The sequence below is a fragment of the Calothrix sp. CBUCES-K 9914 genome, from assembly GCF_059640475.1.
In genome coordinates this window covers 1-23339 of the sequence record NZ_JBXXZH010000150.1, presented here as the reverse complement: position 1 = coordinate 23339, position 23339 = coordinate 1, and the positions used below count along the sequence as shown (strand labels likewise).

The 23339-nt window shown below is 39.8% G+C and carries 20 protein-coding genes; 10 read left to right on the top strand and 10 right to left on the bottom strand.

Features of this window, described 5'->3' with window-relative positions:
• Positions 1–72: 72 nt before the first annotated feature.
• The 4 genes from AC2JBO_RS27915 to AC2JBO_RS27900 all read left to right on the top strand — a co-directional run bounded on the left by AC2JBO_RS27915 (position 73) and on the right by AC2JBO_RS27900 (position 3499).
• Positions 73–900, top strand: coding sequence for a Tic22 family protein (locus tag AC2JBO_RS27915; protein WP_496956888.1), 828 nt, complete (start codon positions 73–75; stop codon positions 898–900).
• A gap of 12 nt (positions 901–912) precedes the next feature.
• Positions 913–1830: a peptide chain release factor N(5)-glutamine methyltransferase gene (gene prmC, locus AC2JBO_RS27910; RefSeq protein WP_496956887.1), complete on the top strand. Its 918-nt coding sequence runs from the start codon at positions 913–915 to the stop codon at positions 1828–1830.
• A gap of 17 nt (positions 1831–1847) precedes the next feature.
• Positions 1848–2441: an L-threonylcarbamoyladenylate synthase gene (locus AC2JBO_RS27905; RefSeq protein WP_496956886.1), complete on the top strand. Its 594-nt coding sequence runs from the start codon at positions 1848–1850 to the stop codon at positions 2439–2441.
• A gap of 98 nt (positions 2442–2539) precedes the next feature.
• Positions 2540–3499: a sensor histidine kinase gene (locus tag AC2JBO_RS27900; protein WP_496956885.1), complete on the top strand. Its 960-nt coding sequence runs from the start codon at positions 2540–2542 to the stop codon at positions 3497–3499.
• Here the strand turns inward: AC2JBO_RS27900 and AC2JBO_RS27895 are convergent.
• The 5 genes from AC2JBO_RS27895 to AC2JBO_RS27875 form a co-directional block, all read right to left on the bottom strand.
• Positions 3450–3917 carry a GNAT family N-acetyltransferase gene (locus AC2JBO_RS27895; RefSeq protein WP_496956884.1) on the bottom strand — a complete coding sequence of 156 codons (468 nt, stop codon included), beginning with the start codon at positions 3915–3917 and terminating at the stop codon, positions 3450–3452. The genes AC2JBO_RS27900 and AC2JBO_RS27895 overlap by 50 nt on opposite strands.
• Positions 3918–4167: 250 nt before the next feature.
• Complete coding sequence (locus AC2JBO_RS27890) at positions 4168–4557, bottom strand: hypothetical protein (RefSeq protein WP_496956883.1); 390 nt, start codon at positions 4555–4557, stop codon at positions 4168–4170.
• A gap of 111 nt (positions 4558–4668) precedes the next feature.
• Entirely contained in the window at positions 4669–5625 is a 957-nt protein-coding gene (secF, locus tag AC2JBO_RS27885; RefSeq protein WP_496956882.1) for a protein translocase subunit SecF, read from the bottom strand.
• Complete coding sequence (gene secD, locus AC2JBO_RS27880) at positions 5622–7040, bottom strand: protein translocase subunit SecD (protein WP_496956881.1); 1419 nt, start codon at positions 7038–7040, stop codon at positions 5622–5624. The genes secF and secD overlap by 4 nt, the downstream gene beginning before the upstream one ends.
• Before the next feature lie 124 nt (positions 7041–7164).
• A complete protein-coding gene (locus tag AC2JBO_RS27875) occupies positions 7165–8148 on the bottom strand; it encodes an alpha-ketoacid dehydrogenase subunit beta (protein WP_496956880.1) in 984 nt (327 codons plus the stop codon).
• A 266-nt stretch (positions 8149–8414) separates the two neighbouring features.
• Between AC2JBO_RS27875 and AC2JBO_RS27870 the strand changes: the two genes are divergently transcribed.
• The gene (locus AC2JBO_RS27870) at positions 8415–9626 is read left to right on the top strand and encodes an Alr2735 family protein (RefSeq protein WP_496956879.1); all 1212 of its coding nucleotides are present in this window, start codon (positions 8415–8417) and stop codon (positions 9624–9626) included.
• 66 nt (positions 9627–9692) lie between these two features.
• Here the strand turns inward: AC2JBO_RS27870 and AC2JBO_RS27865 are convergent, their stop codons facing one another.
• The 4 genes from AC2JBO_RS27865 to AC2JBO_RS27850 all read right to left on the bottom strand — a co-directional run bounded on the left by AC2JBO_RS27865 (position 9693) and on the right by AC2JBO_RS27850 (position 12751).
• Entirely contained in the window at positions 9693–9977 is a 285-nt protein-coding gene (locus tag AC2JBO_RS27865) for a cellulose binding domain-containing protein (RefSeq protein WP_496956889.1), read from the bottom strand.
• 294 nt (positions 9978–10271) lie between these two features.
• A complete protein-coding gene (locus AC2JBO_RS27860) occupies positions 10272–10580 on the bottom strand; it encodes a helix-turn-helix domain-containing protein (protein WP_496956878.1) in 309 nt (102 codons plus the stop codon).
• Positions 10581–11029: 449 nt separating this feature from the next.
• The gene (hemB, locus tag AC2JBO_RS27855) at positions 11030–12010 is read right to left on the bottom strand and encodes a porphobilinogen synthase (protein ID WP_496956877.1); all 981 of its coding nucleotides are present in this window, start codon (positions 12008–12010) and stop codon (positions 11030–11032) included.
• 399 nt (positions 12011–12409) lie between these two features.
• Positions 12410–12751, bottom strand: a complete 342-nt coding sequence (locus AC2JBO_RS27850; protein ID WP_496956876.1) for a DUF4870 domain-containing protein — start codon at positions 12749–12751, stop codon at positions 12410–12412.
• A 191-nt stretch (positions 12752–12942) separates the two neighbouring features.
• Here AC2JBO_RS27850 and prfC point away from each other — a divergent pair, with 191 nt between their 5' ends.
• The 5 genes from prfC (at position 12943) to AC2JBO_RS27825 (ending at position 21544) form a co-directional block, all read left to right on the top strand.
• On the top strand, positions 12943–14571 hold the full coding sequence (gene prfC / locus AC2JBO_RS27845) for a peptide chain release factor 3 (protein WP_496956875.1): 1629 nt from the start codon (positions 12943–12945) through the stop codon (positions 14569–14571).
• Positions 14572–14628: 57 nt separating this feature from the next.
• Positions 14629–16845: a M48 family metallopeptidase gene (locus AC2JBO_RS27840; RefSeq protein WP_496956874.1), complete on the top strand. Its 2217-nt coding sequence runs from the start codon at positions 14629–14631 to the stop codon at positions 16843–16845.
• A gap of 617 nt (positions 16846–17462) precedes the next feature.
• Positions 17463–17993 carry an RNA recognition motif domain-containing protein gene (locus tag AC2JBO_RS27835; protein WP_496956873.1) on the top strand — a complete coding sequence of 177 codons (531 nt, stop codon included), beginning with the start codon at positions 17463–17465 and terminating at the stop codon, positions 17991–17993.
• A gap of 1057 nt (positions 17994–19050) precedes the next feature.
• On the top strand, positions 19051–20331 hold the full coding sequence (locus tag AC2JBO_RS27830) for a glycosyltransferase family 4 protein (protein ID WP_496956872.1): 1281 nt from the start codon (positions 19051–19053) through the stop codon (positions 20329–20331).
• A gap of 442 nt (positions 20332–20773) precedes the next feature.
• The gene (locus tag AC2JBO_RS27825; RefSeq protein ID WP_496956871.1) at positions 20774–21544 is read left to right on the top strand and encodes a choice-of-anchor W domain-containing protein; all 771 of its coding nucleotides are present in this window, start codon (positions 20774–20776) and stop codon (positions 21542–21544) included.
• 39 nt (positions 21545–21583) lie between these two features.
• On the opposite strand, the gene AC2JBO_RS27820 is transcribed toward AC2JBO_RS27825, so the two are convergent.
• Positions 21584–23140: a phytoene desaturase family protein gene (locus tag AC2JBO_RS27820; RefSeq protein WP_496956870.1), complete on the bottom strand. Its 1557-nt coding sequence runs from the start codon at positions 23138–23140 to the stop codon at positions 21584–21586.
• Positions 23141–23339: the final 199 nt, after the last annotated feature.

The following is a 23339-nucleotide window of genomic DNA, read 5'->3' as shown; positions in this document are numbered from 1 at the left end:
TAACAAGCGTTTTTACTGCACTAATCCAACTAAAATCTCGGCTTGATAAAAGTTTTAATGTTAGGAGAGGTTATGAAATCATTTGTACGCTGGGGCACAACATTAGGTTTCGTCGGAAGTACTGTACTAGCAACAGTATTAAGTGGAAATATCCCAGCAATAGCGTTAACAGAGCAACAAATCAAAGAAAAATTGGATGCAGTTCCAGTTTGGATGATTACCAACCCTCAAGGTTTACCACTTAGTCGTCAGCTACCAGCAGCGAATAATGCCGCAAAAAAAGAGGGTGGTTCAGTAACGGGAGTTTACATGAGCAAGGCAGAAGCTCAAGCTTTCATCAAGGAACTACAAGGAGTTAAAAATACTGACCCGAAAATGGCAGAAATGCTCAAAACCTTGCAGGCAACAGCAGTACCTTTAGGTAGCATTTACCAGCAGTTGCAGCAAACCAAAAACCAAGCTGAACGCTTACAGTTCGCTTTTAAACCAGTTGAGCAAGAGATAAAAGGAGCTATGGACTTGCTGCGTTCAAGCGGTCAAGATGTCAAGCAGTTTAGAAGTGTACCTGTGTTTATGGTACGGTTTGCTGCCGATAAAGGATACGTTCCCATTCAATTAGGTACAGACAAGAAAGAGTATTTCCCATTGTTCATGAGCAAACAGGATGCTTTAGCTTTATTAAATCAAGTCAAACCAAAGTTCCCAAAAGCTGACATCCAAGTGGTTGATGTTGATGGTGTACTTAAGACAATGCAAGATAAAAACGATAAGTGGCTTGAGCAAGTGGTATTCTTCCCATCTCCAGAAGCACGAGAATACATTCGCAATTTAGCTACTAATAACCCACAGCAAAAACCTGCGGTGCCAACGAATAATCAACAGGTTCCTAAGAAGAAGTAGGATACGTGCCTTATGTCCAACTCCAATCTATCTAAATTTCCATACTCAATATCTGGTTCACAACTAATGCAGTGGCGTTCCAAGGCAATGGCAGACGCGCTCAAATCTAACATTGATGTAGCAGAAGTTGATTGGTTACTTAGAGAGATTACGGAGTTGGATGGTTTGGCATTACGTTTGGGGTCATATCAAGATTCTCAAATCAAAGCCAAGCTCAATAGTCAGGATTTAGATGCGTTATGGCGCCGACGCATCGATTCACGTTTGCCTGTACAGTATATTGCTTCATCAACTCCCTGGCGCCAATTCGAGCTATCTGTTTCGCCTGCGGTTTTAATCCCAAGACCGGAAACTGAGTATTTAATCGACTTGGCTATTGCAGCAACAAAATCTAATAGCATTCTTAGACAGGGAAATTGGGCTGATTTAGGAACCGGAAGCGGCGCCATTGCAATTGGACTTGCTTCAAGTTTTGAGCAAGCTACTGTTCATGCTGTTGATATTAGTCCCGAAGCTCTTAAAATTGCTGAACTTAATGCCCGTGATTTAGGCTATTTAGAACGAATCAAATTTTATCAAGGTAGTTGGTGGCAACCGTTGACACACCTGAAGGGTCAATTTAGCGGCATGGTTTCCAATCCACCGTATATTCCTACAAGTACTGTGCTAACCTTAGAACCAGAAGTTGTCAATCATGAACCACACCTAGCACTAGATGGTGGTTTTGACGGTTTAGAGTCTATTCGCCAACTTATTGAAATATCTCCAGAGTACCTGCAACCACAGGGAGTCTGGTTAATTGAGATGATGTCAGGGCAGGCAGATGCCGTTAGTACACTTTTACACAATCATGGTAGTTACAGCAACATAGAAATTCATACTGATTTTGCAGGTATTGAACGATTTGCTGTTGCCTACAATAAGTTATAACTTTCAACTTAATAAAAATGCCCCAGGTTTCAATAGACGTGCTTGTTGAAAGCGCGCGTAAAGGTTTACTAGTTAGCTTTCCCACTGATACAGTTCCCGCACTTGCTGTAAAGCCAGAAAATGCTGCTAATATTTATACAGCGAAGCAACGTAGTTTGGATAAACCTTTAATATTGATGGCAGCGAGCGCACAGGAATTATGGAATTTTGTTACGGGTAGCGATGCGGAGTTGGAAATTTGGCGCCATGTTGCAGCGAAATATTTGCCCGGTGCGTTGACGATGGTGTTGCCTACAAACGCCAATATTGCTAGAACTATGAATCCTAATGACCCAACAACAATTGGTGTACGAGTACCAGCTAGTACAATAGCTCGTTCTATTTTGCAGCAAACAAGTCCTCTTGCAACTACAAGCGCGAATCTTTCTGGTCAAAGCGCTTTGCTAACTATGGCAGAAATATCAGCCCAATTTCCACAGGTAATGACATTACTTGAAGAATACCAAGATACGACAAGTGCTATGGGAATACCCTCAACTGTTGCAAAATGGACTGGAGACAACTGGCAGATTTTGCGACAAGGTGCCGTTAAATTTGATTGTGAGATTTGATTGAGAACTACCGCTTTTTAGTAAAATATTAGTGAAATATTACTGATTTTTTAATAATATTAATATATATTTAAAAACAAAAATAAAAGCAAAAAATTATGGATTGGAGTAATTGGATATATTTAGCGGTGGGACTGGTAATTGGCGCTCTTATAGGTAGTTTGTTCGCATCATCAAAGTCAGTATCAAGAAAGTTAGTGTCAAGCTCAGAAAACATTTCATTAAAAGACTTTTTGCCAAATCAAGACGAAGTACAAAAGCTTTTAGAAGAAATTAAGCATTCGGCTTTAGCATATAATTTGGCTACTGAAATGAGCCAGTTTAAAGCTGGTTTTTTAGCACGTACAACACATGTTCTACGCTCCCCTTTAAACGGTTTGATTGGCTTGCACCAGTTGATTTTGTCTGATTTATGTGAAAATCCAGAAGAAGAGCGAGAATTTATCGCTCAAGCTCATGAGCGAGCATTAAAACTTTTAAAGCTAATTGACGAAATACTCAATGTCGCGCGCGTAGAACGGGGTACTAACCGTATAAATATCCAACCCCAACCTCTAAGCGAACTATTACAAGAAACTCATGATTTAACATACATGCTGGCAGAAAATCGTAATTACCCATTCGAGATTGTACTGCCAGAATCAGAAATCTATGTGCTTACAGATAATAGATGGCTACGCCAAGTATTAATTAATTTAATCGAAACTACAGTTGCGACTATGGAAACGCAAATGGAAGAAGGCAGAATTTCCATTTGTGCAACAGGCGACACTACTAGCAAATATGCTTATATTTGGTTAGACGTACCAGCTTATGCGTTTCCAGATACCGAAGCAGTAGATTTAATGACTGTTGAAGTTAAGCAACAAACAGCGCTTGCAGAACCTGTATCACCAGGTATGAAATTACTCCTGGGAATTACTGTACTCGAAGTTCTCGGAGGCAAACTGGAAATTGTTCCTTACCCCAACAGCAGTACTACTCAACCGACAATTAGATTACAAATTTCTATCCCCCTAGCGCTTCCTGAAACTGTACTTGCTCATGCAGCAAATTAAAGTGGGATTGGTTGTGTATAACCATTGTTGTTGTGGTATTTTTTTCAAAACCAATTTTTTCGTAAAATCCTTGTCGATGAGTTGTCATCAAGTAGGTACGCTCGACTCGGCTTAATTTTGGATGACTCAAAACCGTTTCTACCAACTTACTGCCAAGCCCTTGAGAGCGATATTCTGGATGAATTACTACGTCCCAAATTGTAGCCCGATATACACCGTCTGAAGTTGCTCTCGCAAAACCAATCAATCTGTCTCCGTCTCTAACTGTAATCACTGGTTCACTATTGTCAACCGCAATACTTAAATCCTCAATACTGCGCTTTTGTGCCCAAAATGCAGCTATCTCAAATAACGCGCGTAATTGATTTAGGTCTAAATCTGATTTACGGTCGCTAAATTGGATGTGAGCATTATTCATCGATAATACCACCACAATTGTTACTAACTTTACTTGCTTTACGGTTCGGATTCTGTGAATGTTTCCCAGAATACACCTACGGCTACTATTTTAATAATTTATATATAAAAGTATGAACAAATGTTAAGATTTAATGACATTTGTCTACAATAAGTAAAATCACTCTAGTGCAACAAGGCAAAAGTCAAAAGGAAAAAGAAAGAAACCTTATTTTACATGCTTTCCGAGCTTTTATAACTGGTAAGTTCTTTTAGCCATGCTGTACTAGTATCCACTTCCATAGAGGATGGGATATTCCTTGTTCTCGAATTAGAAAAACTTGTTTTTCGAGACGTTCTCTATCGCGCTTAGGTAAACCAAATAAAATATTTCGGCTTTGCCAGACTAGTACTGCTACTGTCATGCCGATAACTAGTGCTAAACCTAGAGTTGCAAGCGGGTGGAAATAAAGACCATAGCGGACAGCTACCCATGTAAAGTACTGGTGCCATAAAGCAATTTCTCCTCGTAGGTTCCATATAGAGATTGGTGTAATCACAACCCATAAACAAGCAACAAATAACCATCGAGCGTAAACAGTAAGTCGATGTAGTTTTTGCACTTGTGCCTCGAAAACAGGGTCTTTTTCAGGATTTTGCATGAAATAGGGAATAGTGAGAGTCCGAGTGTGAGAGAGTGGGAATGTGTAGGAAAGTTTGTTTCTCTCCTTCCCACTCTCTGCTAAGGAGCTTTAAATTTTCAGTTTTGTGTCTTAAGCAGTTTGGGGAGGAAGTTGCTTTATTGTTCTTTGCCTCCACCAAGTTAGAAGAGTACTTGCGATAAAGATGCTTGAATAAGCTCCCATCGTAAAGCCTACAATTAAAGACAAAGAAAAGACTTTAAGCGTTTCACCACCAAATAGGAAAATTGCAAACAGCGTAAGTAATGTTGTTAGAGTCGTGTTGATTGAGCGTGCGAGTGTTTGATCTACTGCATCATCAACAATTTCCTCGATAGGACGGTTGGAATTAATTTGCGCTGTTTCGCGAATTCGGTCGTAAATTACCACTGTGTCGTTAACTGAGAAACCAACAATCGTTAATAAAGCGACAACGAATAAGCTGTCTACCTCAGTACCAACAAAACCCAGTATTGAGAATACACCTATTGTAATTAATACATCGTGAAACAGAGCGACGATTGCAAATACCGCATAATCCCACTGAAAACGAATTCTTAAGTAAATTAATATACCAAGAAGTGACAAAAATAGAGCAGTTAAACCGGAGGTAAATAGTTCTCTTCCGAGAGTTGGACCAACAGTATCAATTGACTTTTTTTGTGGGTCAAAGGCGCCTATTTTTTCAGAGAGTGCATTTTCGAGTTGGGTGCGCTGTTCAGGACTTAAGTCTTTCGAGCGAATTGAGATACCGTTTTCTTGTCCTGTTTGTTTATCGGTAATCAGCTGAATACTGGCATCGGCGAGTCCTTTGCTTTTAGCAATGTCACGCACAGCGTTGATATCAATCGGTTTATCACAGTTTCCAGGTATTGTGCAGTCCCTTTCTAACTGTAAGCGCGTACCACCGATAAAATCTAAACCAGGACGTAGAGGCGCCTTAATTTGAGGGTTAAAGGTGGAAATGACCATCGAGATTATACCGATGATAATTAAAGCAGAAGAAATACCCCACCACAGCGACCGCCTTTTGTTTACAGCTAGTTTCATCTTGCAACCTCCGCTTTGGACGCTGGTGCCAAGTTAGGGCAGAAATATTCTGGTTTCTTCAATCCGGGAATTCCTATCACCAAAAACATAAAAGTGCGACTACACGTAACTGCTGTAAACATACTAACAAGTACTCCTATACCCAAGGTTACAGCAAAGCCTTTGACTAAACCGGAACCAAAAATAAACAGGAACAAGCAGGCAATCCAGGTTGTAACATTACCATCTAAAATACTGGAAAAAGCTCGATAAAAGCCTGATTCAACAGAACGGTACAAAGTTTTACCTGCCTGCAATTCTTCGCGCGTCCGTTCAAAGATTAAAACGTTGGCATCAACTGCCATCCCAATACTGAGAACGAAGCCAGCGATACCAGGTAATGTTATCGTCACTTGCAACAAACCAAAAGCAGCCCAGGAAAGTAAAGCGTAAATGATTAATGCAATATCCGCCAAAATACCTGGTAGTCTATAGTACAGTGCCATAAATACTAGTACAAGAGTCAAACCACCAATACCAGCATAAATACTGCTTTGAATACTGTCCTTACCAAGGGTGGCGCCAACTGTTCGGTTTTCGACGATTGCCACAGGTACAGGCAAGGCGCCGCCCCGTAACTGTATACCCAAACCGTTAGCTTCTTGTGCAGTGAAAGTACCAGTAATTACCGCATTACCGCCAGTAATACCAGTTGCAGCAAATTGGGCGTTGACACTTGGATAGCTGATGATAGCATTATCTAGAAAAATACCAATAGTACGCCCAGTTCCTGCTAGTTCTTTTGTAATTTGAGCAAACAGTTCACCACCTTGTTGGTTGAAGCTGATTGCGACTTCCCAGTTATTACCTTGGGTGGGTGTACCTTGGGCATCCTTGAGAAATTTACCGCTCAGTGGGGGGTTAGTACTTTCAAATAATTCTGCTATGGCTTGGTCATTTTTGAGCAAATCTGCTTGAACTTTAGCAATTGCGGCTTCGTCTTTACTTTTACGTGCCTGCTCAAGTTTTGCCTTTAACTCGTTACGCGAGCCGACAAAAGCAAAAAATTGTGTTTCCGTACCAGGTTTTTGTTTGCGAAACTCTAATTGTGCGGTTCCACCCAAAACTTTCTCAGCTTGTTCAGGGTCTTTAACTCCTGGAAGTTGAACTAGAATCTTATCATTGCCAGCTTTTTGAACTACTGCTTCGGAAACACCTAAACCGTTAATCCGTCCTTCAATAACTTTGAGAACAGCTTCAAGTTCACGTTCGGTGATTGTTTTTATTTCCGGTGTAGTTTTGACTTGGATAGTAAGTTGCGAACCTCCCTGTAAATCGAGACCAAGGGGTACACGTAAACCAGGAGTGGCAATCACCGCGATGGCGGCAATTACCATAACAATAATTAGGGCTAATAGCGATTGCTGTCTTTGCATACCATAACGGGAGTGCGACAAACGCTATAATAACGCTCTTTTAACCAGTTATGAGTAATAAGTGCGTGCGCTCGTGCTGAGTAGGAAATAACTCTTAACGAGCGCACGAGCGCACGAGCGCACTTTACACTCGTAATGTCATCATTTTCTCGACGGCTTCGACAATTTGTTCGGGTTGTACGATAGTTAAGCGTTCTAAAGCGCCGTTGTAAGGAGTTGGAATATCCTGTGAAGATAGTCGCAATACTGGCGCGTCCAATTCATCGAACAAGCGGTCATTAATAGAAGCTGTTAATTCGGCGCCTATACCCCCTGTTCGCATACACTCTTCGACAATAATTACACGGTGAGTTTTGCGTACTGATGCACCAATAGTATCAAAATCTAAAGGTTTGAGCGAAATCAAATCGATGATTTCGGGGTCAAAACCTTGTTTTTCTATATTTTTTACGGCTTGCAAGACGTGGTGACGCATCCGTGAATAAGTAAGGATTGTTACATCTTTACCTGGACGTACAATTTCGGCTTTATCGAGTGGCAAGACGTATTCCTGTTCTGGCAGGTTTTCTTTTAAGTTGTAAAGCAATACGTGTTCAAAAAACAGTACTGGGTTATCGTCACGAATTGCAGCTTTGAGAAGTCCCTTGGCATTATAGGGAGTTGAGCAAGCAACAATTTTTAATCCGGGTACAGCTTGAAAGTAAGCTTCCAAACGTTGTGAGTGTTCTGCACCTAACTGGCGCCCAACCCCACCAGGCCCACGAATCACCATTGGGATTTTAAAATTTCCACCAGAGGTGTAGCGTAACATCCCAGCGTTATTTGAAATTTGGTTGAATGCAAGGAGCAGAAATCCCATGTTCATACCCTCGATGATTGGTCGTAAACCCGTCATCGCGGCGCCGACTGCGATACCAGTAAAACTGTTTTCTGCAATAGGAGTATCTAGAACACGCAGTTCCCCATACTTTTTGTATAGGTCTTTAGTTACTTTATAAGAGCCGCCGTAGTGTCCTACGTCCTCTCCAAGAACAAATACAGTGTTATCACGCGCCATTTCCTCATCAATGGCTTCCCGCAGAGCGTTGAAGAATAATGTTTCTGCCATTAGACCTTAAATACAACTAAAGTTAATTGAATCTTATCGTGCCTGGGGAGCAAATACCGTAACAAATGCACTCGCCCTATCAACATCAACTCTTTATTTGCACTCCTGAATCCTACTTCCCTTATATGGCACCTATTTTTTACAAAAATTAATATGAGTATAAATGCTATTTGTAATATAATTAATTATAGCAAAAGAGACGGTGGCTCCTATTCTACCTAGAATCGCGCTACCGTCTTCGAAACAAAAAATACAATATACCTACTATGATGACACAACTTCAGGGAATTAGCACTACCGGTTTTTCTTCTGTCAGTTCTTTTACAGCGTTTCAAGCCGAATATAACGAGTATGTATCCTTTTTATCTGGTGTGTTTTACCCAACACCAGGTAGCAGTGCAGTTTTTGGAAGCACGGTAAGAATTCTGCAATTTTCCTTCTGGCTCAAGGAGCAGAAAGCTATATTGTCAAGAGAAGATTTCAATAAATTATTGACCGATTTAAATTGGAAAGGCGAGGAAAAGAAATATCTGAAAATCGCTTCCTGTTTTGATGGAATTGATCCATATAAGCTAGAGCAAGTTGAACCACGTACTATTTTTCTACTGGCTTTGAATTCCAAGAAGTATCAGCCAGTTATTGCACAAATACGGGCAAGAGCCATAGTTACTCAAGATTTTGTCCGTAGTCAGATAAAATTACATCGTAAGCCTAGAGTTGCTAAACAAAATCAAAAACCCTCAATTTGGCGCCCAACAATTGAAGGTGGTACGAGATACGCGCAAATTCCGCCAATTCATGAAGAAGATCAATTGACTGGAAAAAGAATACAAAAGTTTGTAGATACCTATGGTTTAAGTATTCAAGCTGTCATCAGAAAAGGTATGGAGGTTCTGGAAGTTTGCGAAGAAAATGGATTATCATTTTTTGCCTTGGAGCAACAGGCGCCATCTCAATTTCTTGAAATATTAAGTCCCATTGCTGTCACTGTAATATCAACTCCAGTTACACAGGCAGCGACTAATAGCTACGAGGTTGTAGAGTCTCCTGTTTTCTTTGAACCTGTTTATTTTGAGTATTCAGACTCTGCTGAGGATAATAATTGCAGCGTTATAGTAGAGGAAAATGTAACCGTTCAGGAGGGCGCCTCTATCAAGTTGGAAGTAGAGAAACATCCAGTTGATTTACTTGTCGAAATACTTCAAACTGCAAATTATTGGCGAGAAATTAGCGAAGTTTCAAAAACTTATGAAGAGTATAAGCAACAAGCTTGGGATTTACTAACGCCTTTAGAACAGCGTCGGGTTATTTCAATAACGCCACTTGAAGTGCAAAAGTTGTCACATGCGAAAAGAACTGGTTTAATAGTTGATTTTTCTGAGTTGAGAGAAGGGGTTTATCAAGTACAATGTCAAGGTAGTTCTTTTCTGGAAATAGTTAATCAACAGAGAGTAGATTATTTTTTGGCTCGATTATGAAATTTAGTTCTCTTTGAGATTCCCGACTTATTAAAAAAAGTCGGAAATCTGGGAATCTGACTACTATTACAAGCTTTTTACAGATAAATTTTTAGGTTTGTAATTGGCGCCTAGTTTGTTTGCACAGAATCCTACTTGGTCAAATATTTGACCTGGTTGGAGAGTTTTAGCCCAATCTAAAGGTGTTACTGTAAATTTTTTACCCAATGCGACAAAATTACCGTTCCAAGCTTGGGTTATTGTTGCTTGGTTAAGTTCAAACTCGAATTGCCAGTTGTTAATGGTAGTCGTTCCGATATTTTTTATTCGGAAATCAACACAAAATCCTGTGTCCCAATCTGATTTAACTATTAACTCAATTGTTAACTGTGATTGTTCTTGACTAGTGGTCTATGTCATAAGTTTTGGTAGTATATAAAATAATCCGTAGGTTAGGCATCTTGCCTGACCTACGCACAGGCGAGACACCTATGCTACAAACCCCCCAAAACTAATGATACGAACCACTAGTTGCCAGCGTAATTGAAGATTTTAGCTATATTCTCTCAAAAAATAAATTTCTCTGTGCGCTCTGTGTCTCTGTGGTAATAAATCAGAATTTCACAAGCAAGATATCACAGGCAGGATGCCTGTGCTACATGTTAACTAATATAGAACTGGGGTATCAGCCATTGAAATAACTTGAGAAGCTTGAGAGACAGGAGTATCAGGAAAGCGTCTAGGTCTTCCGGGTTTACGCTTATGTCGTTGGTTGATTGATTTTTCGCTTGCTGCGGCTAATTCTTCGGGGGTACATTTAAATAATCGCAGTGCGTCTAAATATTTTTTTGGAGTCATTGTTGGTTCAGTGCGTCCAGCTTCCCAGTTACGAACGCTCGTCTCGCTTATTGCAAGTCTGAAGGCTACTTCTGCACGACTTAACCCTGCCCGTTCTCTCAGAACTTGCATATCCATATCCGAATGCTCCCTTTTATTACTATAGATTTACCTGATTTCACTTCAAAAATTGGCTATTTACTTCTAGCCATCTTTAGTATCTACCTAGTTGAGGTAGTATACATAATATGTTTTAATGACTAAGATATTATTTAGCCTAAATTTGAAAAATAGAATTAATTAAACATTGACAGCACAAAGTGGACAGATGTTCTATGACAAGACATCATTTGACGAACATCGTTAACCAAAATGTGTTGTATCTAACTATATTATTTCATATACTATTACAGTGTCATCTGCAAGGCGGGTAGGTAATATCTCAGTTACCGAATTTGTACGTCTATATATAGATGTTTAAATAGTTAGTGCGCTCGGCAAGAGGCGCCATACACAACGTCCCCACACAAGCGCACTTTTTCAACAGACGTGATAAATCACATCTCTACGAGCGCACGAGCGCACTTTTAACTCAACCAACGCGCGGCATCTTTAGCATGATAGGTTAATATCAAGTCTGCACCCGCGCGCTTGAAGCCTGTTAAAGTTTCCATGACTACACGCTGTTCGTCAATCCAACCGTTTAATGCGGCTGCTTTTACCATTGAGTACTCGCCGGAAACATTATAAGCTGCAACAGGTAGGTTGCTTGCTTCTTTGACGCGCCAAATAATATCCATGTACGCTAAAGCTGGTTTGACCATTAGCATATCGGCGCCTTCAGCAATGTCCAATTCAATTTCTTTCATTGCTTCGCGGGCGTTACCTGGGTCCATTTGATAGGTTCTACGGTCGCCAAATTGCGGCGCTGACTCGGCAGCATCACGGAATGGACCGTAGTAAGCTGATGCGTATTTTACAGCGTAGGATAAAATCGGTGTGTCTTGAAAACCAGCTTCATCTAAACCACTACGTATTGCTTGCACAAAACCATCCATCATTCCCGAAGGAGCAATAATGTCGGCGCCAGCATTGACTTGAGAAACTGCTGTCTTCTTGAGTAACTCCAATGTTGGGTCATTTAAAACTCTTCCTGTTAAATCACCAACTTCCAAGTAACCACAGTGACCGTGACTAGTATACTCACACAAACAGGTGTCAGCAATTACAATCAATTCGGGGACAGCGGATTTTACTGCTGTTGCAGCTTTTTGTATCATGCCACAATCGTGCCATGCCCCTGTCGCATCTACATCTTTATCGGCAGGAATACCAAACAATATAATTGCTGGGATCCCTAAATCATAAACCTCTTTAGCTTCCTCAACAATTTTATCCACCGAAAGCTGGTAGACTCCCGGCATCGATCTAACTTCTTTTGCTATCCCGGAACCTGGTACAGCAAATAATGGATATATAAAATCGTTCGTTGTTAAAACTGTCTCACGTACCATTCGACGTAGTTGAGAATGATTACGCAAGCGGCGAGGGCGATGAGTAGGAAACATAAAGTTATATAAACTGAGTTAAAGAGTGGATGGACAATTATCAAAGCGTCACAAACTGAGGTCAAAAGTATACGTCAGTGAAGCACACTGAAAAGTAGCGCTTAACTGTCCTCTGCCCTGCTGCTGCTTTTTTGTAGTGTGGGGCAATTTTGTATTTTACAGCCCAAACGACCGTCTATTTCATCGAATTGGTGGGAAAATATTGTTAATTATTGTTAAATATAATTATTAAATATGCTTAAATCCCCGCGCGGTTGTCGAAACTTCATTAAAAAATTAGTTTCAACTCGTAGTTATAGCTTGCTCGCACGCGGGGAATGATGCCTGGTTATTGGCTATTGCTACAAGCAGAAATGTTACAACTGAAACGCATCAAAAGACTTCTGCTTATGAAGAGTGTTAAATTAAACGGAAGATAAAAGGATAGCGGAAAGGTTTTGTGGTGTCGCTCAAAACATAGAATAGTGCTAAAACTGTTAGACCCCAGTGTATAAAGAACCCTATACCCGCAAGCGGTACAAGTACACCCCAAGTCATAGCTACCAATATGCCAATTATAAATCCATAGACCCAGACGTTGATGTGAAAGTTGATAGATTCTTTTGCGTTTTCTCTGACAACTGGGTCATCGCTGACAAAAGTGATAAAAATAGGTATGCCAACAGAAACTAACGTAGTGCTGAAAAAAATCGCGCCGTGACACAGTGCTGATAGCAGCTTTCGTTTATCCGTGTCGTACATCCCGAAGAACTCCATGTTAATTGCAATGCGGTAATATAGCTGTCCAACTTAATTTGTCATGACAAATAATTAAATCACGTTGGGATTGCTATATAAAGACCCTATCATGACATTTGTTGCCTTAAGATTAAAAGTCCAGTCTCCAATCAAAAAAGTTAGATTAAATTTAGTAAGAGCAAGCAAGTACATTTATGTCAACTGAACTACAGACAGAAATTAGTCAAGCTGTTGAACGGCGCCGAAATTTTGCAATTATTTCTCACCCCGATGCTGGTAAAACAACGCTGACCGAAAAGCTTTTGCTGTACGGAGGTGCTATTCATGAAGCTGGCGCCGTGAAAGCACGACGCACTCAACGTAAGGCAACATCAGACTGGATGGCAATGGAACAACAACGGGGTATTTCAATAACCTCAACTGTGCTACAGTTTGAATATAGCGAGTGCCAAATAAATTTACTCGATACCCCTGGACACCAAGATTTTAGCGAAGATACATATCGGACTTTAGCAGCAGCCGATAACGCTGTTATGTTGATTGACGTTGCAAAGGGTTTGGAGCCACAAACGCGAAAGTTATTCGAGGTCTGCAAACTACGCGGAATACCAATTTTTACATTTATTAACAAACTTGACCGTCCGGGACGCGAACCAATAGATTTACTCGATGAGATTGAACAAGAGTTAGGGTTACAAACTTATGCTGTAAACTGGCCTATTGGTATGGGTGACAGGTTTAAAGGAGTTTACGACCGCTCACTAGGACAAATACATTTGTTTGAACGCACTGCCCACGGTAGTCGCGAAGCTCAAGATACTGTTGTTGACAGGAGCGATACTCGCATTGAAGAGTTGCTCGAGCAAGATTTATATTACCAATTGAAAAATGATTTAGAACTGCTTGATGGGGTAGGACCTGAGTTGGATTTAGAACTAGTCCACGCAGGTAAAATGACACCCGTATTTTTTGGTAGTGCGATGACCAACTTTGGCGTTGAATTATTCTTGAAAAATTTCTTAGAGTATGCTCTAAAACCCGGTTCTCATAATAGTAATATCGGGAACATAGAACCAACATATCCAGAATTTTCAGGCTTTGTGTTCAAACTACAGGCGAATATGGATCCAAAACATCGCGACCGTATTGCCTTCGTCCGAGTTTGTACGGGTAGGTTTGAAAAAGATATGACGGTAAATCATGCCCGTACTGGAAAAGCTGTGCGGTTATCGCGTCCGCAAAAGCTTTTTGCTCAAGAGCGTGAGTCGATAGACGAAGCATATGCGGGTGATGTAATTGGTTTGAATAATCCTGGCGTTTTCGCAATTGGCGATACAATTTACACTGGGCAAAAAATCGAATTTGAAGGTATTCCTTATTTCTCACCAGAGTTGTTTGCCGTTTTACGAAACCCAAATCCTTCTAAATTCAAGCAATTTCAAAAAGGTGTTTCAGAATTGCGCGAAGAAGGAGCTGTTCAAATTATGTACTATACCGATGAAGCCAAGCGTGACCCAATTTTAGCTGCTGTTGGTCAGTTGCAATTTGAGGTGGTGCAATTCCGTCTACAAAATGAATATGGAGTAGAAACTTCGCTTGATTTATTACCTTACAGCGTCGCGCGTTGGGTTAATGGTGGTTGGGAAGCACTCGAAAAAATCGGACGTTTATTTAATACTACTACCGTTAGAGATAGCATGGGGCGCCCAGTTCTATTGTTCCGCAACGAATGGAACCTAGGACAACTTTTACAAGACCATCCAGATTTAATATTGAGTGCAATTGCACCAGTATCCTCCGCACAACAATCAATCACAGGTTGATCAGAACTTGGGGAGTATTCCCCTGTTCTAACCTACCAGAAACAGCCGGGAAACCTTATGTCAACAGAATCAAAATCCTCTTTGGAAGATGGGTTAGCTGCGCTCAAAAGTGGAGACTACCAAACCGCTAAAACCATTTTGGAAACTGTTGCAGTATCCGATAGTTCACAGCGCGCAGTCCAAGCTCAAATTGGGTTAGTTGTTGCTTACGCCAAAACTGGTGATATAGCGGGTGCAATGACTCTCTCGGAAATTCTCGCCCAAAGCAATAACCCACAAATTCAAGAATGGGCAAACCGTTCATTAGAAGAGTTACTCAAACGTAACCGTATCGATATTAAGGCACGTATTGACGAACAAAATATTACGGGTTTTCTCGCTTTTGAAGATTTTAGTAAAGATTCTAATCAAGATTTTAATAAAGACTCTAATACTCCTACACAACAAATATCTCACAACGAATCAGAAGTTTTATCAGATAATACAGATACAGATAATACTAATATCAGCGCTAGCAGTAATATAGTACCAGTCAAGTCGAATAAACTGCCAACAATTCACTGGCGCCGTAGTGGACGTGCAAAAACCTGGGCATTGCAAAAACTAAATTTGCTGCCATTACGATTATTAACAGCAGGAAGTTTCGTCGCGTTGTTTTGGGTATTGCGCGTAATTTTGGTTTTTGTAATGTCAACCATCAATAATATATTAGTTTGGCTGCCATTTTTTGAGCCGATACAACTTTTATACCAAGACCCAACGGTATTTTTGTTGATATTACTGCTTATACTGACTGCATTATCTCCGTGGCTACTCGATAAATTGCTTGCTTCATGGTATGGTATACGGCATTTGGACACGATGGCACTTGATTTACATAGTGCTGAAGCAGTTCGAGTTCTGAAGAGATTTGATACACAGCGTCGCTCCAAAACTCAAATTAAAATTTTGCCAATTGCGGCGCCGATTGTGTTTGCATACGGGAATATTCCAAAAACGACTCGTATTGTCGTTAGTCAGGGATTGTTACAGCAGTTAACAGATGATGAAATTGCGGCAATTTACGCGCTTCAGTTAGGACATGCGACTCATTGGGATATGAGCGTGATGTCGTTAGTACTATTAGTGACAATTCCTATTTATAAACTATATCAGCAAGTTTCTTTAGGGGGAGACAGAAGTAACGCGCGCGGTATCCAGCTTGTATCTGTATTGATATCGAGTTTGATTTACTGTACTTGGTGTTTATGTACTGGATGTGGAATTGTCCTATCTCAGGTTCGACTTTATTATGCAGACCTTTTTGCCACTAACTTTACAGGCAACCCTAATGGTCTTACCCGCGCTTTACTCAAAATTACTATTGGTATTGCCAATGATATTCATAAACAAGAACAAACGAACTGGCAATTAGAAAGTTTGAATATAAGTTTACCAGTTGGGTTTAAGCAGAGTATAGCTTTGGGAAGTTTGGCGCCGCATGTGACTTTTGAATCGCTGTTAATGTGGGATTATCTTAATCCTTACCGTTATTGGTTCACTGTAAATAATACACATCCTTTGATTGGCGACCGTATTCAAAGATTATTGAGGATTGTACGTCACTGGCACCTAGAAAAAGAACTGGACATCGAATCAAATCGTTCTCACAAAGTTAGAAAACAACTTATTGGGTTGCAACTTGCACCATTTTTAGGAATTCCGACTGGTTTCGCGTTTGCTTTTCTCATCGGTTTTGTTTGGCAGCTGCTATACGCGCTCAAAATTCTTAACCTAAAATGGATATATGATGATTGGCACTTTGTCATGGGTTGCATTGCCATTGGTTTTAGTATTGGTACTTTAATTCGAGTTAACACGTTCTTTGTCGAACTAAAACGTACAGACAACTTGCAAACTCACGAGCATTTACCAACTTTACTCAATAATCCTGCTGCAATTGGGATTGATAGTACTGGAGTGCGGCTCAAAGGAAAAATTCTCGGTCGTCAGGGAATTGCTAATAGCTTAGGACAAGACTTGATACTTCAAACGAACACAGCGTCAATTAAAATGCATCATGTTTCATTTGGACAAACAGTCAACCCCCAAGATTTTATTGGCAGACAAGTAACTGTTACAGGTTGGTTACGACGAGGGGCTACACCTTGGCTTGACATTCAATCGCTTCAAACACAAACTGGTAAAACAATCAATGGTATGCATCCAATTTGGTCTACTGTTATTGCTGTTGCCTTTCAAGCATGGGGCGCCTACATCTTGCTACTGGGGTAATTGTCACAGTTTGTGTACTTGTTTTTTGTTCGATAGTAAATTTTTATTGCGTTTTTTAGTCGAAGAATGTTAAGTTTTCTTAAAAGCAACAACGTTATCAGAACAAGTTGGCGCGTTTTGGCGCGTTATATATTGCGAAGGTGGCGAAAATTAGTCTGTATGAATGATTTTTATCCCCCAAAACAGCAATTTATCGACCAGCGCTCGGCTTGGTTTTGGCTTTGTGCCTATCTTATGGCGGAAAAAATGTAATTTATGTTACGATATTTATATATCGCAATGAAAATGTATGCTTTGAGGTAGCTACATAGAGCAGGGCGTGATAATCTAAAAAATGGTGTTTGATTTTGAGTGTAAAGGCATTAAATGAGTTTATAGTGACAGGAATAAAGTTGTAAAATAAAAAGCTCTTACAATAAGCGAAATTTTTGGCGCTTGTACGCTCTTGTATTATATAAGCTTCACTCTGCGGAAAGACTGTATTTTATAGGATGACAGTTTTAAGTACAAAAATTGGTTGCTGTGCTGGTGTTCATGAATGGCATCTGTATTTAACCGTTCGCGCCTGGAATGATTTCTACCTAGTTTTATTTATTCCGTGATTGGAGGTATTGTTCATGTCTGTTCGCCTTTATATAGGCAATTTGCCAAAAGAAGAAATTGACCGTCAGGATTTGCAAGCTGTGTTTGCCGCTGAAGGTGATGCTGTTACAACCAAGCTGATCAAAGACCGAAAGACGGGTAAATGCCGTGGTTTCGGTTTTTTAACGGTTAATAATGATGACCAAGCTGACTCAATTATTGAAAAATATAACGGTCAGATGTTCAAAGATTCTCCGATTAAACTTGAAAAAGCTTTACCTCGAACAAAAGGTGACGAAGGTGAAGAACAGCCGCAGTCAACTGTGGCGCCACCAATTAAGGAGAAAAAAGAGGGTGGTAATCAAGTTGCGGCCAGCAGTGGTGGTGGCAGCAGAGAAGGTGGGCGTAAAAGCTCGAAGAAATCACGTCGTGGTGGTAGCAACAGCGGTTCTAGAGAAACCGTATCTACAACTTCCTCTGACTCCGATGCTATTCGTCCAGACCCACGTTGGGCAGCTCAGTTGGAAACACTTAAACAACGTCTTGCTGCACAAACTACCAATTAACTTGTACCATGAAGATTAGAAATTAAAAATCAAGCTAATTGGTTTTTAATTTTTAATTTCTCTGATTTTGTTAAAATCATCTGAAGCACTAAATCTCTGTTCTTAAAAAATTGAAGTGTTGTGTGTTGGGAAAGCGCTCGAATTCGAGCGTCCAACTTCAATTTTATTTTTGATGTACCGCCGAGGTGGCGCCAGTCGTTTTTCGAGATTATTGAGTTATTACTTTTAGAATTTGACGTTAATTATTTACAGTTCTATTAATCGCTACATTCATTTACTCAGTATCTGTGTATTTTAATATACAAAATATTTATCTGTAAGATTCCCGACTTCGCAAAAGTTGTCGGGAATCTTAAAATCTGGCGTATAGAAAATTAATACTACTTTAGCTCCTTGACATAAGCATAAATTGCCTCACCATAGCAAGCTTGGTGTAGCACTTTATTCCTTATGTTAGATTGAATTTTCTTTTACAAATTGTAATTTAGCATATATATATGTTATCAAAAATATCAATTTTCTTTACTAAATGTAGCTCTTGTTACAAAAATGTACTGAACAAGCGTATAGTATAAACCCTAACAAAACATAAACATATCGTTAGTGTTATCAATATTATTAATAGCTGCAACTTTCGTAAGATTATTAATTATAGAGAGAATATTTATTGGCTTCAAATAGTAAGAGTTTATAGCGAAATATATAAAGAATAGTAAGAGAAGTTTAGAATACAGCTTAATTCTTAATTTAATTAAGAATTAAGCTGTATTTGCTATTATTAAAATTCGTGTAAAGGCATATACGATAAGGGTTATAAACACTATATATATATTTAGACATATCTCTAAAGCCATAAACAAACAATAATTTAAGTATAAAAAAAACAAATGGAATACTTACGAAAAGAAGCATATTTCTTAGAGGAGATGTGTAAAAATGTTGGCACCTGTAATTTATAATATTAATTATTAAACTTTCCACAGGTTGGGTTTTAGAAATAAACTTGCTCCCAGTTGAGTTACCTAAAACCTCCGTAACAAAAGAAACTAACAAATCTATGAACTCTAAAACAGAACGGCGCATCGCTTTAATTTCAGTCCACGGAGACCCAGCGATTGAAATTGGTAAAGAAGAGGCAGGAGGGCAAAACGTTTACGTGCGTAACGTAGGGGAAGCTCTAGCTCGACTCGGATGGCATGTTGATATGTATACGCGCAGAATTAGTGCAGCGCAAGAAGAAATCGTTCAACACACGCCAAATTGCAGAACAATTCGTTTCAGTGCAGGTGCATTAGAATTTGTTCCACGAGATGAGTTGTTTGGTTATTTGCCAGAGTTTATCGAGAAGTTTCTGAAGTTTCAGAAAGAGAATGGTTTAACCTATGAGTTAGTGCATACCAACTACTGGTTATCAAGTTGGGTAGGAATGCAGTTGAAGAAGAAAATAGGCTGTAAGCAAGTTCATACTTACCATTCTCTTGGCGCCGTTAAGTACGCAACAATAGATAATATTCCGACAATTGCAGAGAAGCGACTAGATGTAGAGCGTCAGTTATTGGAAACCGCAGAGCGTGTAGTAGCGACAAGTCCGCAAGAAAAAGCGCACATGCGTCAGTTGGTTTCAACGAAAGGAAATATAGATATTATTCCTTGTGGTACAGATACAAGAAGATTTGGTTCAGTGGATAGAGATACAGCAAGAGCGGCATTGGGAATTGAAACGGATGCAAAGCTAGTCTTGTATGTAGGTAGATTTGACCCACGTAAAGGAATTGAGACTTTAGTACGCGCGTTAGGAGAGTCAAAGTTTTATGGTGATGAGAAATTAAAAGTAATTATTGGTGGTGGTAGCGTTCCAGGTCAAAGTGATGGAATTGAACGCGACCGTATTGAAGGAATAGTTGATGAATTAGGACTACGTGGATGTACAACATTCGCAGGTCGTTTGAGTCAGGATATTCTACCAACCTATTATGCAGCGGCAGATGTATGTGTTGTTCCTAGTCATTATGAACCGTTTGGGTTAGTTGCAATTGAGGCAATGGCTAGCGGTACACCTGTGGTTGCTAGTGATGTTGGAGGACTTCAATTTACTGTTGTACCTGGTGAAACTGGTTTATTGGCGCCAGCACAAGATGTATCAGCATTTGCTTCATCTATTGACAAGATTCTAATTAATCCTGAATGGCGTGCAAAACTAGGGGAAGCAGCAAAAATTCGAGTTAGGAAGAAGTTCAGTTGGGATGGTGTAGCAGAGCAACTGAGTGAACTGTACGTTCAGTTAATTGAACAACCAGTTCCAGCAGTACTTGTAAAAGAGCCTGCATTATCCAAGTAAGTAAATTAATTACTATTTAACTAACAGTAGTGGGTAATCAATAATGATTACCCATGATTTTGTTTTGTATTTTGTAGTAAGGACTTTAGCCCTTCACTCTGTGTGTTATGGCGGTTCCTATTCAAATGAAGTACACTTCCGGACTCTAAGGGATGCCCGTTCCACAAGAGTATTACTAACTGTATAATTTAATTGTGTCACTTCAGTATTTATACACGAAAATTTTAAATTTTTATATTAAAGCAAATATTTAGTAAATCAAATACTTTTTAATCGACAGGTTTTTTTGTTTGTCTTAAGCTGTAAAACATGTAACCAAGCTTTTGCATTGCGATTTCTGAAAACATCGTAAATGTAACAGCTAGTTTTTCATATATAACACGTTGCACCTTGAACTACTCCGGGTTTCTTAAAAATCCGGTTTATTAAATAGTATAAAAATATGATGCGTTTTAATAAGTCTTTTAATCAGTGCAAGACATTACTTGTTCTGAGTGTAGCTGCAATTGGAATGATAGCGGCGCCAAGTTCTGCCAGCGCTTTTACTCTTGTTAATAGAAATAATCTTACTGACGACCAGTTTAACGCCTTACTTATAAACAGAGACTATACAGAGACTTTTGTGGCTGAAGGCCGCATGGGTAACAATGGTAATAGTGGAGACAGAGAATTTGGAATCAACAATCCTCTACTTCCAAATGGCAAAGGAGGTTTAACAGATGTGACTACAACTGCTGAAGGTCAGCGTATCTGGACAAGTGGTGAACTTGTTGATTTTAAACTTGAGTATGATGGTGCTTCTGTTAAATACACAGTTGGTGGACAATTAATTAGTAGTAGCGATAATTTCAAAGGAGGAGCTGCAACTGATATTTTCTTGCGGACTTCTGCCTCAAAAAAGACTGGTGATGGTGTCTCGACTTTAACAGATTTATTCTTGAATAAGGAAGCTATTGGTAAGAGTTTGATGTCAAAAGCTACAAGCACAGAAGATGATGCTGATTATCTTCAAATTAGCGGTATTACTACGCCCTTTACTTTAACTGGTAAATCGTCATTTACTTGGGCAGGAAATACAGCTACTAGTTCGAGACTTAGTTACCAAATCAAAGTTGTTAACGGTGGAACAACGAGTGTACCTGAACCTGGTACTGTTGCTGCTTTGATTGTAGCTTCCGGTATGGGTTTAGTTGGCGCCAAGCGTAAGAAGTAAGGCAGGGTAAGGTGGGCAGTGCCCCACCATACAATATCATTAAAAGCCAATATCTTTAAGCATTTCTAAATGTTTTTGTACTGGCGCCAAAGTATTAGCTGTTATCATTCCACTTGCGGCAACTGCTGGTAAACCAATACCTGGGAATGTAGAATCTCCACAGCATAGTAAATTAGGTAGAGGTGTTAGTGCTGATGGAAATAAGGCTTCACTTGCTCGAATAGCAGGGCCGTAAGAACCATTATGTCGTCGTAAGTAACGTTCATGCGTAAGTGGTGTACCTATTAATGTAACTTCGCAGCGCTCTTTGATATCTGGAATAATTCGTTCTAACGCTTGCCACATAATTTCCGCGCGCGCTTGCTTTTGCTGTTTATATTCTTCACTCTGTCTGTCCATACCCTGCCATAATTTATATGGCTCGTTACCTGGTGTGTAAACGTGAATAACGTGTTTTCCTGTTGGCGCCAGTGAAGGGTCTAATAATGATGGAATAGATATGAGTACAACATTTTGTTCTGCGGTAATGCCTAATTCCCAATCTTTAACGTATATATAATGACAAGCTAAGTCAGAGCGGATATGTGAAGCGTTGATACCCAGATGAAGATGCATGAAGCTATCACATTTGGGTGTTGCTTGTCTGTTAGAGCGATATTTTGCTGGTATGGCACCTTCGGGAATAAGTTTAAGTGTATCCCATACCGACGCATTTGAAATGACTTTACGTGCTTTTATAGTTTTACCGTTACGCAGTTGTACACCTGTTGCACGTTGGTTTTCGACAAGTACTTTTTCAACGTGAGCATTAAGCATTAACGTACCGTTATATTTTTGTAATCCTCTTACTAACGCTTCAACTAGCGCTCCGCTACCACCGATAGGGTAATCAAGTTTTGCGTTTGGATTGTACCAGTCGCTAAACATAAATGCAACTTCTGCTGCATTTGTACCATCAGCAGGTAATCCAGATAAGAGAAAACAAAGTAAGTTTAACCAATTACGAATAAAAGGGTCGCTGACAGTTTCGTTCATGATTCGCTCAAACGGCCCTGTGAGCTTGGTAATATTAGAGAAGTGACGCAACATTGTTGGAGCGAATTTTCCAACTGTCCGAATGGCGCCTAAATTCAAACGTAGCGATGCAGTTGGTAATGCTACAGCAGATGCAGCATATGGTTTCATGACGAGTTGTAGTTGGCGCCACTGAGCTACAACTTCTTCACCGCGAAACTTTTGTAATACTTCACAGAATTGTTCGGTGCCTACAGTTGTATCAAAATCACCTTCAGGTAAACAGCAGCCCCAAGTATCATAAGTTACACAAGGCAATTCTTCATCAATAGCTGCAAGTACTTGCTGGAGTGGGTTTGGTGAGGGACTATATGATAACCCGGAGTAAAGCGATGGTCCCGAATCAAACTTGAAACCGTTACGCTCGAAACCGTGAGCGGCGCCTCCTGGGATAGAATGGCTTTCGCAAACAATCACATTAAAGCCATATCTTGCTAATAGCGCAGCACAGCTTAAACCGCCAATACCGCTACCAATAACGACGATATCAGTATTTATATCAGCTAATTTTGTTTGGTTCACTTTAGATTAGTTGATGCAATTATTTATCTATAGTTTTAACACTCAAAGCGTCTCTACTAGAATTATGCGCCTAACACCAAAATTAATTTGAGAATGAATACAATTTTTACTTCACACTTTTATATATAATAGCCTTATACCAATTTAAAGTGAAGCTGCATAGAAAAGGGCTTCTAAAATAAAGTTATAAGAGGATACA